We start from the raw sequence: 12,801 nt of genomic DNA on the forward strand, positions 1-12,801 counted from the left end.
TACTAGAGTTTTTAATTAAGATATTATAAAGAAAAAATAAATCCGCTTACTGTATTTTTAAACTGACTAGAATTCTCTAGTCCTAAGAAAACAATAAAACGATGCATATTTTGATTTACGGAGCCGGTGGCGTGGGGGGATTCTTTGGAGGGAAACTCGCACTTGCTGGAAATAAAGTAACCATGATTGCTAGAGGAGAACACCTCAAGGCGATACAAGAAAATGGACTACAAGTAAAAAGTATAACAGGAGACTTTAAAGCGACTCCGTATCTAGCAACAGATGATCTTAGTAAGATTGAAACGCCAGATCTAGTCATCTTTGGAGTGAAGTCATATCAAATAGAGAGCGCTGTAAAAGATATATTGCAATATTGTGATGAAAATACATTATACCTCCCTTTGCAAAACGGAGCAAGTAACGTAGAGGTCCTTAATTCGGTGGTACCTAAATCACAAGTGCTCGCAGGACTTTGCCGTATGATAAGTTTTATTGAAGCGCCAGGAGTGATCTCTAATCCAGATATAGCGCCTGCAATACTCTTTGGAGAGCAGGATAATAGTAAGACAGGGCGCCTAGAAAAAATAGTGTCCGTATTTACAGATGCAGGAATTAATGCGGCTGTCCCAGATAATATTCAAGTAGCCATCTGGCAAAAGTTTCTTTTTATCACAACCATAAGCGCCATAGGTGGATTAACAAGAGTACCTATAGGCGTGATGAGAGAGCAGCCCTATATAAAAGAACTGATGCGCAAGACCGCGCAAGAAGTATTTGAGGTGGCAAAAGCAAAAGGAATCATACTCTCAGAGAAAACTATTGAAAATATGTTTGAAGCCATTAGTAAACAAGCGCATGAGACCACAGCTTCCACTCAGCGCGATATCATGGCTGGAAAACCTAGCGAACTAGAAAACTTCAATGGTTATATCGTGAAGGAAGGTAAAAGACTAGGTGTGCCTACACCCGTAAATGAGATGATTTATGAACTGCTATTACCTCAAGAACAACAGGCAAGAAAATAGTCATTTCGACAGAGCGTAGCGACTAGAAATCACATTACGATAAGCAAGCAAGAGTGAGTATTATAATGATAACCAAAGCATGTTATTACCTACTATATAATTCCCCATAATTAATTGTAAATTTGCCCCCTTAAATGAGGAAGAGCACGCTTTCGCGAAAGCGTATAAATAATACATATACCATGAAATACCACTTTAACGAGATAGAAGCCAGATGGCAACAATACTGGGCAGATAAAGGCACTTTTCACGCGTCAAATAACAGTGATAAGCCTAAATATTATGTGCTTGATATGTTTCCTTATCCTTCTGGGGCAGGGCTTCACGTGGGTCACCCGCTTGGGTATATTGCAAGTGATGTGTACTCGCGTTACAAGCGTTTAAAGGGGTTTAATGTGTTGCATCCACAGGGATATGATTCTTTTGGGTTACCTGCAGAGCAGTATGCAATCCAGACCGGGCAGCATCCTGCGGTGACTACAAAGGTGAATATTGAGGGCGGTGTAGATAATCAAGGAAATGTGATTGCCGGTTATAGAAAACAGCTGGATAAAATTGGCTTTTCTTTTGATTGGAGTCGTGAGGTGCGTACCTCAAATCCTGAATACTATAAATGGACGCAGTGGATTTTTACAGAGCTTTTTAATTCTTGGTATAATAAGGATGCAGATAAAGCCGAAGCGATAGAAACGCTGGTTTCCGCTTTCGCGAAAACTGGAAATGCCGAGGTAAACGCTGCCTGTGATGATAATATCGCACCATTTACTGCAGAGCAGTGGAATGCATTTACAGAAAAAGAACAACAAGATATATTATTACAATATCGCCTTACCTATCTCGCAGAAACGGAAGTAAACTGGTGCCCAGCACTTGGAACCGTACTTGCAAATGATGAGATTGTAAACGGAGTTTCTGAGCGTGGCGGTCATACGGTGATACGCAAGAAAATGACACAATGGTCTATGCGTATTTCTGCTTATGCAGAGCGTTTAATCCAAGGACTTGAAGGAATAGACTGGAGCGAATCAATAAAAGAAACACAGCGCAACTGGATAGGAAAATCTGTAGGAGCGATGGTTACGTTCTCTCTTAAAGATCATGCCGAAAGTGTAGCGGTGTTTACGACACGCCCTGATACGATATTTGGAGTGTCTTTCATGACACTAGCTCCAGAACATGAGTTAGTAGCTCAGATTACAACTCCAGAACAAAAAGAAGCTGTAGAAGCATACATTGAAAAAACAGCAAAGCGTTCTGAACGTGAGCGTATGGCAGATGTAAAAACTATCTCAGGTGTATTTACTGGTGCATATGCAGAGCATCCTTTTACAAAGGAACCTATTCCAGTATGGATAGGAGATTATGTACTTGCTGGTTATGGAACAGGAGCCGTGATGGCAGTTCCTTGTGGTGATCAACGTGATTATGACTTCGCAGAGAAATTTGATATTGCAATTCCTAACGTTTTTGAAGGCGTAGATATTTCAGAAGAAGCTTTTTCAGACAAGGCAACTACGGTTATCACAAACTCAGATTTCTTAAACGGATTAAAATATAAGAAAGCTGTAAAACTTGCGATTTACGAGTTAGAAAAAATAGGCGCAGGAGCAGGTAAAACAAACTATAGATTGCGTGATGCGGTGTTTAGCCGCCAGCGTTATTGGGGAGAACCATTCCCAGTGTATTATGAGAACGGAATCCCAAAGATGATTGACGTTGCTCATTTACCTATTAAACTTCCAGAAGTAGAAAAATATCTACCTACAGAAGAAGGCGAGCCACCATTAGGCCGTGCAGATGTGTGGGCTTGGGATACTAAGAATAACAAAGTAGTATCTAACGATCTTGTCACTTCGAGCGCAGACCAGAAGTCTCAAAACGGAATTTACCCGCTAGAACTCAACACCATGCCCGGATGGGCGGGAAGTAGCTGGTATTTCTTTAGGTATATGGAGAAAGCACAGCGTGATGAAGTCTTTGCTTCAAAGGAGGCAATGGATTACTGGGGTAATGTAGATTTATATATAGGGGGATCTGAGCACGGAACTGGGCACTTATTGTACTCACGTTTCTGGGTGAAGTTCTTAAAAGATAGAGGACACGTAAGTGTAGATGAGCCGTTCCAAAAGATGATCAACCAAGGGATGATTTTGGGGACTAGTGCTTTTGTGTATAGAGAGGAAGGAACGAGTAAATTTCTTTCTGCTGGGTTGTTAGAAGGAAAATCTTATCAAGCAATCCACGTAGACGTTTCCTTAGTCAACGCATCAGATGAACTAGATGTAGAAGCTTTCAAGAACTGGCGTGAAGAATTTAAAAACGCAGAGTTTATCTTAGAAGATGGCGTTTATAAAGTAGGCCGCGAGGTTGAAAAAATGTCTAAGTCTAAGTACAACGTAGTAAATCCAGATCAAATCTGTGAGCAATACGGAGCAGACACGCTACGTATGTATGAGATGTTCTTAGGTCCGCTTGAGCAGGCAAAACCTTGGAACACGGCAGGAATTACAGGAGTACATAACTTCTTAAAGAAATTCTGGAAGCTCTACCACAATGGAGCAGACGAAGCTTTTAATGTAACAGATGAGGCGCCAAGTAAAGACAGCCTCAAAACTTTACATAAAACAATTAAAAAGGTAGAAGAGGATATAGAGAACTTTAGTTTTAATACTTCAGTATCTACATTCATGATCGCTGTAAATGAGTTAGGAGCACAAAAGTGTACTTCTCGAGAAGTACTTGAGTCTCTGGTAATACTCATCGCTCCTTATGCTCCGCATATCGCAGAGGAAATTTGGAGCAAGCTTGGTCACTCAGAAAGTATCTCTGAGGCTGCTTTCCCAATATTTGATGCAAGTCATCTTGTAGAAAGTGCAAAGAACTATCCTATCTCTTTTAATGGGAAGATGAAGTTTACGCTAGAATTACCACTAGATCTATCTAAAGATGAGATAGAAAAAGTAGTTATGGCAAACGAGAAAACACAAATGTATCTAGATGGTCGTACGCCTAAAAAGGTGATTATTGTGCCTGGTAAGATTGTAAATATAGTAGGGTAATAACCTGATTTTAATATATAGCTTGCTTGTGTTCAGATAGCTCACGAGCAGGCTTTTGTTTTGTAATTACATTAATAATACGTTGTCGCTATGGCAGGAATTGATAACATAGAAATTATAGGTCTGGTTGCAGCCACACTTACTACGGCGGCTTTCTTGCCTCAGGTGTATCAAACCTGGAAAACTAAGGATGTCTCTGGTTTGAGTCTCCCTATGTTTACTATGTTTTTTGTAGGGATTGTATTCTGGCTCGTTTATGGTGTTCTTAAAGAAAGTCTCGCCATTATCTTAGCAAATGCTGTTACAGTGATTTCTTCTTTCTTGTTGCTCTATTTTAAAATCAAATATGATAAAAAATAGCATTTTCAGATTACTAGAAATTCATAGCTATTTTTGATAATATCATTATGAGAGCCCTTGATTTTTAGTATTTTATAATCTGCAGTTTTTTATCTTTCTGTTACCTTGACGCCAAAATTCAAGCAATGGTAATAGGTGTTCCTACAGAGATTAAAAACAATGAAAACAGGGTGGGCATCACACCCGGCGGAGTCTATGAACTCGTAAAGAGAGGTCATAGCGTACATCTTCAAAAAGGAGCTGGCTTTAATAGTGGTTTTACAGATCAACATTATATAGATGCGGGTGCAACAATCCTTGATACGATTGAGGAGGTCTATGCAAGCGCAGAGATGATTGTAAAGGTTAAGGAGCCCATAGAACCAGAATATAAGCTCATTAAGAAAGATCAAATCGTATTCACTTATTTTCACTTTGCCTCTAGTGAGCCGCTCACTAGAGCGATGATTGCCAGCGAGTCTATATGTATAGCCTATGAAACGGTTGAAGAGGAAGACCGTTCGCTCCCGTTGCTTACGCCTATGAGCGAAGTGGCAGGTCGTATGTCTATACAGCAAGGAGCGCGATATCTAGAGAAGCCTGTAAAAGGGCGAGGCGTACTTCTAGGTGGAGTTCCTGGAGTGAGTCCTGGTAAGGTGTTAGTCTTAGGAGCAGGAGTAGTGGGAATTCAAGCGGCAAAAATGGCTGCGGGATTAGGTGCTCATGTAACCATCCTAGATATTAGCATGAAGCGACTACGTCATGTAAATGACATCATGCCGCCACACGTGGTGACAGAATTTTCAAATGAATTTAATATTCGTAAACATATAAAAACGCACGACCTAATTATAGGTGGTGTTCTTATTCCTGGTGCAAAAGCGCCAAAGCTTATTACTCGAGACATGCTCAAGGAGATGCGTCCAGGTACCGTAATTGTAGATGTTGCTGTAGATCAAGGTGGCTGCGTGGAAACATCAAAACCTACTACGCACGAAGATCCAGTCTTTATTATAGACGATGTGGTGCATTATTGTGTGGCAAATATGCCTGGTGCAGTGCCTTATACTTCCACCGTAGCGCTTACCAATGTCACACTGCCTTATGTGTTAAAAATTGCAGACCAAGGTTGGAAAGCTGCATGTCTTAAAGATGCTACTCTTAAAAAAGGAGTGAATATAGTAGGAGGTGATGTTGTGTATCAAGAGATTTCGGAGGTTTTTGATGTGCCATATGTTCCGCTAGCAATATAGGTTGTGGGTTACGCTTTCGCGAAAGCGAACTTTTAAAAACAACATATGTATTCCATAATCTTATGTAGTTGTCATTACAACGGGTATTTAAGGCTCTTGATAGTAAAAAGATGAATTGTAATCTTGGCTTAATTTGTGCATAATACTTTTGTAACTTTAGAAACCTAAAACAACTTTAAAATAAACGACTATGTTAGGAGGATATATGGGCTACTATATTATTGTAGGAGCTATCGGGCTTGTGAGTATGCTAGTAAGCAACAAGCTCAAAAGTAAATTTAAATATTATTCAGAAGTGCAATTGCGCAACGGGATGTCTGGAGCAGAGATTGCCGAAAAAATGCTAGCCGATAATGGAATTACAGATGTAAAAGTAATTTCTGTAGCTGGACAGCTTACAGATCATTACAACCCTAGAGATAAGACAGTAAATCTTAGTGACGTGGTTTATGGGCAGCGCAATGCTTCGGCAGCGGCGGTTGCTGCACACGAGGTAGGTCATGCTGTACAACACGCTACAGCTTACAGTTGGTTGCAAATGCGATCTAAGCTTGTACCTATTGTAAACATTGCGTCAAAAATGAGTATGTGGGTTATAATGGGTGGTGTTGCATTAATGGCTTCTACCGCAATAGGTGGTACTGTGGCAATTATAGGTCTTGCATTATACGCAATGGGGACTATATTTAGTCTCATCACATTACCAGTAGAGTATGATGCTAGTAACCGTGCATTAGCATGGCTTAAGGCAGAAAATATGGTAACACCACAAGAGTATGATGGAGCAGAAGATGCATTAAAGTGGGCTGCAAGAACATATCTTGTAGCTGCTATAGGGTCGCTAGCTACCTTATTGTACTTTGCATTACAAGTTTTTGGCAGCAGACGATAGGGAGTGTTATACTGTCAAATAACTCATGATAAACTGTCACAATGACGCTATAATCAAAGCTGATATAAGCGTTGTAAGGTTTGGATTAATTATTGACTAAGTTTGCATAGTAGAATTAAATAGAATTACAATTAAAATATATAGTTATGGCATTAGAAATCACAGATGCGACATTTGAAGAGCAAGTATTAAACAGCGATAAGCCTGTATTAGTAGACTTTTGGGCTGCTTGGTGTGGACCTTGCCGTATGGTAGGACCAGTAATCGAGGAGATCGCAGGAGAATACGAAGGTAAAGCCATCGTAGGTAAAGTAGACGTAGATGCAAACCAAGAATTTGCAGCAAAATACGGAGTACGTAATATACCTACAGTTCTTATGTTTAAGAACGGTGAGGTAGTAGGACGTCAAGTAGGCGTTGCTCCTAAGGCAACTTACACAGAAGCTATCGACGGACTTTTATAGATCCAAGCTTTTTATAAGATTATCAGAAAGGTTTGGCACTGTGCCAAGCCTTTTTGTATTTTTAGAGCGCTGTTACTAGAGTACGCTTTCGCGAAAGCAAAACAATACAACACGTAGCAGTTTTGATTACTAAAAGAAAATAATGATGAGGTTTCTGTTTAGGCAGGAACGATAAATAGCCGTAATCGCGGCATATGTTTATGGAAAAGAAAATGAAAGTACAAGACGCAATTGACAGTCAGTTGCTTGATGATAGAAAGATATTCCTCTGGGGAATGGTAGATGATAAAAGTGCAAAGCACGTGATAGATCGTCTTTTATACCTAGATGCACAAGGTCATGGTGAGATCCAACTGTTTATTAATAGCCCGGGTGGTTATGTAACATCTGGTTTTGCAATGTATGACACTATTAAAATGATTAAAAGTCCAGTTTCTACTATCTGTACAGGTCTCGCGGCAAGTATGGGTTCACTACTTTTATCTGTAGGAGAGAAAGGGCGTCGTTTTATACAGCCACACGCACGCGTAATGATACACCAGCCATCTGGTGGAGCACGTGGTCAAGCTTCAGATATTGAAATTACAGCACAAGAAATTGTAAAAACAAAAGAATTGAGCGCACAAATCCTTGCTGATAACTGTGGTCAATCATTTGAAAAAATAATGAAAGACTTCCAGCGTGATCACTGGATGGGAGCAGAGGAGTCTGTAGCCTACGGGATTGCAGATGGGGTTTATGAAGGATAATTTCCTTTATAATTTTATGAGTAACACAAAGTGCGGAATTTATTCCGCACTTTGTGTTTAATGTATCAAAACATATATCTTACCTACTTAAATTGTACCCATAATGGATATCAAATCAGAACTTAATAAAACCTCAGGCTTCGGTAACTTAGAGTTACTCGCGCGTCAGGTAGTGGAAGGTTTTATTTCTGGGATGCATAAAAGTCCGTTTCATGGATTTTCGGCAGAGTTTGCAGAGCATAAAATCTATAACCCTGGAGAGAGTACAAAGCATATAGACTGGAAACTCTATGCAAAAACAGATAGACTGTATACAAAGCGCTATGAGGAAGAAACTAATCTACGCTGCCACCTTATATTAGATAATAGTAGTTCTATGCATTATCCCGCTGTAAAGGAGCACAGCGTTTCAGATCTTAATAAGATAAGCTTCTCTGCACTTGCGAGTGCCGCTATTATGAATCTCATGAAAAAGCAGCGTGATGCTGTAGGAATGAGTATTTATAGTGACGATTATGAATTCTACACGGGAGAGAAGGGAAGTGATAGACACCACCATATGTTATTAGATCAATTAAATGGTGTGCTAGATCCTGCTATTGCAAAAGCAGAAAAGAAAACAGCGACCTACAAGCACCTCCATCTCATTGCAGAAAAGTTAAAGCGTAGATCTTTGGTGTTTTTATTTTCTGACATGTTACAAGATGATGTAGAGCAAGAACAATTATTTGAAGCGTTGCAGCATCTTAAATACAATAAACACGAGGTGATTCTTTTTCATACGTATAGTCAAGAGAAGGAATATGACTTTAAATTTGATAATAGCCCGCGTAAATTTGTAGATGTAGAGAGTGGATCATCAATTAATTTATATGCAGATAATATTAGAGATATTTATACAAGCGCGGTAGAAACGTACTTTAAAAACTTGCAACTACGTTGTGCTCAGTATCGTATCAAGTATATTCCAGCAGTAATTGAAAAAGGTTTTGCACCTATACTCACCACGTTTTTAGTGGAGCGTCAAAAATTTATTTAAAAATTTTAATTTTTTGTTTGTGTAATCAAAAAACGAGTGTATATTTGCACCCGCAACGAAGCAAAAGCAATGTTGCTTCTCTAATTAAAAAGTTAGAGATTGAAAAACTGAAAAATTTAAGACATACTCAAAGTCTCAAAAAGTGGAGTAACGGTCTGGTAGTTCAGCTGGTTAGAATATCTGCCTGTCACGCAGGGGGTCGCGGGTTCGAGTCCCGTCCAGACCGCAACAAAAAGCTCACAGTCCGTGGGCTTTTTTTGGTTTATAGAAGTAATTGATTACTTTTAACGATGTTGTGTTGGCCACATCACATGTGGTAGGATTTGTAGTTGAATCCGATGAAGAGCTTTTCCTGTAGGAAAGGCTTTTTTTGTTTTAGAGCAATCTTAGGTGCTTGGAATAGAAATAAACTCCCATTATAGTTTTCCCGATTTTCACGGCAACTCTTGATATGATCTTTAAGTCTTTAGATGAGTAGTGTGCTAGCAAATACAAGCGCTCTTGATCATCATTTTTATATTTCTAGTAATGATGCTTTCGGGAGGGCTGATGATGCCGTAAAACGCTTTAATTGACTCAAGAGGTTGCAAGCGCTAGGTCTTATGGTGGTGGTTATGCAAGAATTTATATAGTGAGCATTCATTAATGCTTGTCACTTAGCACATTTAAAATAAGGCACAAAAAAAAGCCATACGGACTGTATGGCTTTTACTTACTAGCTCCTCAACTAAGACTCGAACTTAGGACCCTCTGATTAACAGTCAGATGCTCTAACCAACTGAGCTATTGAGGAGTGTTACTTTTTGTAAGCGGATGCAAATATAAAACTTTTTTACACTCGTCCAAAAAAATCAAGCATTTTTTTGACTTTTTTTTGACTTTTTTTTCATCATGCTTACCTGGGAGTAATGCGTTTCTTGAGCTTAAATAATCATCGTGATTCTTATGTGTTCAGAATCAGGTATTTTCAAAAAGAAGAGTAATTAAAAAGAGAAAACCCCAAGAAAAATATTTCTTAAGGTTTTTTCAGCTTTTTTTTGAAATTGTACTCAAAAGTAGTTTTCACTAATCCAAAAAAGTGGGGGAACATTATTTTTAGTAGGATTAATTCTTTGTTATATAACCGCCCAATTATAAAAACTCCTACCCTCCATTTGAAAAAAAAAGAAAAATAACTCAAGAATTCAATCATTGAGCATTGATTATCTTTGAGATAATCGCCTCTTAAATATAAAACTTATGAAGAACCATCAGATATTATTTCTAATTGTAATTAGTTTAATGATTGCTTGCGCGAAAACAGGAGTACTCCATGCGCAATCTTCTACAAAACAATTATCAAAAGAAGAGCTACAAATTGTAAACCTCGTAGAAACACATACAGAGGAAAGTATTGAGTTTCTCAAAAATGTAGTAAACATTAATAGTGGTACACTTAATACAAAAGGTGTGAAAGAAGTGGGCGATGTATTCTCTGAGTCTTTTACAGATATAGGTTTTACTACAAATTGGATTGATATGCCCTCTGAGATGAATAGAGCAGGACATCTATTTGCTAGTACAGAAGGAAAAAGAGGGAAGCGATTGCTTCTTATAGGGCATCTAGATACCGTTTTTGAGGACGATAGCGAGTTTCAGCAATTTGAAATGGTGAATGATTCTATTGCAAAAGGTCCTGGCGCAAATGATATGAAAGGTGGTAACGTAGTAGTGCTATATGCACTTAAGGCTCTTAGAGAAGCAGGATTACTTGACGATGCACAAATCACCGTAGCCTTCACAGGAGATGAGGAAAGTACCGGAAAACCACTTACAATAAGCAGAAAAGATTTGATAGATGCTGCAAAGAATTCAGATATCGCTTTAGGTTTTGAAACTTCGACAGGATTTGATAATGCTACCGTAGCAAGACGAGGATCTTCTAACTGGAAAGTTACAGTTACTGGAAAGAGAGCGCACTCTAGCGGAATTTTTCGCGAAAGCGTAGGAGCAGGAGCAAATTTTGAACTTGCACGTATCCTCAACGGTTTCTATAATGAAGTAAGAGGCCCAGAATTACTGTCTTTTAATCCAGGCATGATGCTGGGAGGTACCACAATGGAGCTCAACCCAGAAGAAAGTAAAGGAAGTATTTTTGGAAAAGGGAATGTAGTTGCACAAACAGCATATGTGCAAGGAGGTCTTCGCTTTATCTCAGAAGAGCAGAAGGAAGAAGCACGTGCAAAAATGCGTGAGATTGTAGCAAATAATTTACCGCATACAAGTGCCGTTGTTGAGTTTGAAGATAGTTATCCAGCAATGCAACCTACTCCTCAAAATTATGAGGTACTAGAAATTTTAAGCCAAGTGAGTCAAGATATGGGAGGTCCTGCTGTTGCGGCCTATGATCCTGGAAAGCGCGGTGCAGCAGATACTTCGTTTGTAGCAGCGTATGTGGCTTGCCTAGATGGTCTGGGAACTATGGGGACGGGAGCTCATACTCCTAGTGAGACTGTAAATGTTAAAACTATAGAAATGCTCACAAAGCGTACGGCAATTCTGATTTACAGATTGATCAATATGGAAAGATAATGAGTTACGCTTTCGCGAAAGCGTACTAATCCCACCACAACTTAAAAAGCCACATTACTCTATTTTCAAGAGTAATGTGGCTTTCTTATAATTTGTTGCAGTATTAAGAAGCGAGTAAATGCTCATAAAACTTTTTGAGCTTAGCTACTTTAGGATCTATGACAACACGGCAATACCCTTGCTGTCTATTTTCATTATAGTAGTCTTGATGCTCTTGCGTAGCGTCGTAAAATGTAGGTAGCCCTGAAACCTCAGTAACTATTGGATCCTCATAATACTCTTGTACTACTTTAATCACTTGTTCTGCTTGTGCTTTTTGCTCATCGTTATGATAAAAAATCACAGATCGATATTGCGTCCCACGATCTGCCCCTTGTTGATTAAGGGTTGTAGGATCGTGTGTGGTAAGAAATACAGTAAGTATCTCTGCATAGGTAATTAAGGCAGGGTCAAAATCAAATTGTATCACCTCTGCATGTCCCGTAAGTCCGGAGCAAATCTCTCTATAGGTAGGGTGTCCAGGTACTTGCCCTCCAGCATATCCAGAAACCACGTTAGAAACACCTTTTAAGCGTTGTATAACGGCTTCTACACACCAGAAACATCCTCCACCTATCGTGGCTTGTTGTAAATTATTTTTCATTTTCTTCTTCTTCCTCTTTTGGAGTGTCTAGTCGGTTCCAGATTTTATCGGCCTTTAATTCAAAGGTTCCGGCAAAATCCCAATTACATTCTTCTGGCGAAATTAAAGACAAAAATGGCTCTCCACTTTTAGAACGATATAGATGGTAAATAGCACCTACAATCGGTTCGAAAGAGAACTTTGCAGCGTAGATGAGATTGTTATATTCAAACTTTTTCATCATCACTTCATACTGCGCCTTTAACTCCTCATATTCAGTCTTAAATTGATGGTTAACCTTACTGATATTTGAGTTTTTCCATGTAGTTACATCGTCAGTTACGATAGCTGGCGCTCCTAAGTTTGTTGCATAAGGAGTAAGTGCAGCATCATACTTACCCTTCTCTTCATTATAAACAACCTGGTCTGGTTTTTTCTTTGTCATAGTGGTGATCCCTTACTTGAAAGTAAATAGTATAGTATTACCTTCTTTTTGAAATTTTATTATGTGTAATCTGTTTTTGACGACTGCATTTAAAGCGTGCATCATCCATACCATAAGCACGTTTTGCTTCATGCTTTGTCTTACGTCCTTGCACTCGCTTACGCCACATGCGGAAACTACTTTCCTTCATCTCACGACGCATTACTTCGATTACAAGTTGTTCCTTAATCCCAAACTGCATTTCTATAGCGTCAAAGGTAGTTCTATCTTCCCAAGCCATTTCTATAATACGGTCTAGTTCGCGTTCTGTAAATTCTGGTATTTCTTGCTTTTTCATAGTCTT

12 protein-coding genes and 2 tRNA genes are annotated in these 12,801 nt (G+C 39.1%); 10 read left to right on the top strand and 4 right to left on the bottom strand.

The window, feature by feature from the left end; all coding sequences use genetic code 11:
• Nucleotides 1-101: 101 nt before the first annotated feature.
• The 9 genes from ACJJVU_RS02700 (at nucleotide 102) to ACJJVU_RS02740 (ending at nucleotide 9,046) form a co-directional block, all read left to right on the top strand.
• On the top strand, nucleotides 102-1,025 hold the full coding sequence (locus tag ACJJVU_RS02700; protein ID WP_405222030.1) for a ketopantoate reductase family protein: 924 nt from the start codon (nucleotides 102-104) through the stop codon (nucleotides 1,023-1,025).
• Nucleotides 1,026-1,207: 182 nt separating this feature from the next.
• Complete coding sequence (leuS, locus tag ACJJVU_RS02705; RefSeq protein ID WP_405227441.1) at nucleotides 1,208-4,084, top strand: leucine--tRNA ligase; 2,877 nt, start codon at nucleotides 1,208-1,210, stop codon at nucleotides 4,082-4,084.
• A 90-nt stretch (nucleotides 4,085-4,174) separates the two neighbouring features.
• A complete protein-coding gene (locus ACJJVU_RS02710) occupies nucleotides 4,175-4,444 on the top strand; it encodes a SemiSWEET family sugar transporter (RefSeq protein ID WP_405222032.1) in 270 nt (89 codons plus the stop codon).
• Between the two features lie 125 nt (nucleotides 4,445-4,569).
• Nucleotides 4,570-5,676: an alanine dehydrogenase gene (gene ald, locus ACJJVU_RS02715; protein WP_405222035.1), complete on the top strand. Its 1,107-nt coding sequence runs from the start codon at nucleotides 4,570-4,572 to the stop codon at nucleotides 5,674-5,676.
• A gap of 190 nt (nucleotides 5,677-5,866) precedes the next feature.
• Nucleotides 5,867-6,568 (top strand): zinc metallopeptidase, encoded by a 702-nt coding sequence (locus ACJJVU_RS02720; RefSeq protein WP_405222037.1) that lies wholly within the window; start codon nucleotides 5,867-5,869, stop codon nucleotides 6,566-6,568.
• A 146-nt stretch (nucleotides 6,569-6,714) separates the two neighbouring features.
• A complete protein-coding gene (gene trxA / locus ACJJVU_RS02725) occupies nucleotides 6,715-7,032 on the top strand; it encodes a thioredoxin (RefSeq protein WP_035335387.1) in 318 nt (105 codons plus the stop codon).
• A 200-nt stretch (nucleotides 7,033-7,232) separates the two neighbouring features.
• The gene (locus tag ACJJVU_RS02730) at nucleotides 7,233-7,781 is read left to right on the top strand and encodes a ClpP family protease (protein WP_298323739.1); all 549 of its coding nucleotides are present in this window, start codon (nucleotides 7,233-7,235) and stop codon (nucleotides 7,779-7,781) included.
• A 103-nt stretch (nucleotides 7,782-7,884) separates the two neighbouring features.
• Nucleotides 7,885-8,820 (top strand): DUF58 domain-containing protein, encoded by a 936-nt coding sequence (locus ACJJVU_RS02735; protein WP_405222040.1) that lies wholly within the window; start codon nucleotides 7,885-7,887, stop codon nucleotides 8,818-8,820.
• Nucleotides 8,821-8,972: 152 nt separating this feature from the next.
• Nucleotides 8,973-9,046: transfer RNA gene (locus tag ACJJVU_RS02740), tRNA-Asp, on the top strand.
• A gap of 493 nt (nucleotides 9,047-9,539) precedes the next feature.
• On the opposite strand, the gene ACJJVU_RS02745 is transcribed toward ACJJVU_RS02740, so the two are convergent.
• Nucleotides 9,540-9,613, bottom strand: a tRNA-Asn gene (locus ACJJVU_RS02745).
• Between the two features lie 446 nt (nucleotides 9,614-10,059).
• Between ACJJVU_RS02745 and ACJJVU_RS02750 the strand changes: the two genes are divergently transcribed.
• Nucleotides 10,060-11,391 carry a M20/M25/M40 family metallo-hydrolase gene (locus ACJJVU_RS02750; RefSeq protein WP_405222043.1) on the top strand — a complete coding sequence of 444 codons (1,332 nt, stop codon included), beginning with the start codon at nucleotides 10,060-10,062 and terminating at the stop codon, nucleotides 11,389-11,391.
• 103 nt (nucleotides 11,392-11,494) lie between these two features.
• Here the strand turns inward: ACJJVU_RS02750 and msrA are convergent, their stop codons facing one another.
• Genes msrA through ACJJVU_RS02765 form a run of 3 tightly spaced genes read right to left on the bottom strand, consistent with a single transcriptional unit; the run spans nucleotide 11,495 to nucleotide 12,795 of the window.
• Nucleotides 11,495-12,034 carry a peptide-methionine (S)-S-oxide reductase MsrA gene (msrA, locus tag ACJJVU_RS02755; RefSeq protein ID WP_405222045.1) on the bottom strand — a complete coding sequence of 180 codons (540 nt, stop codon included), beginning with the start codon at nucleotides 12,032-12,034 and terminating at the stop codon, nucleotides 11,495-11,497.
• Complete coding sequence (locus ACJJVU_RS02760) at nucleotides 12,024-12,458, bottom strand: DUF2452 domain-containing protein (protein ID WP_405222048.1); 435 nt, start codon at nucleotides 12,456-12,458, stop codon at nucleotides 12,024-12,026. The genes msrA and ACJJVU_RS02760 overlap by 11 nt, the downstream gene beginning before the upstream one ends.
• A gap of 37 nt (nucleotides 12,459-12,495) precedes the next feature.
• Nucleotides 12,496-12,795, bottom strand: coding sequence for a TIGR03643 family protein (locus ACJJVU_RS02765; RefSeq protein WP_108877294.1), 300 nt, complete (start codon nucleotides 12,793-12,795; stop codon nucleotides 12,496-12,498).
• Between the last annotated feature and the right edge of the window lie 6 nt (nucleotides 12,796-12,801).

Origin of the sequence: Dokdonia sp. Asnod1-B02, from assembly GCF_045063955.1 — a bacterium.
Taxonomy (GTDB): Bacteria; Bacteroidota; Bacteroidia; order Flavobacteriales; family Flavobacteriaceae; genus Dokdonia.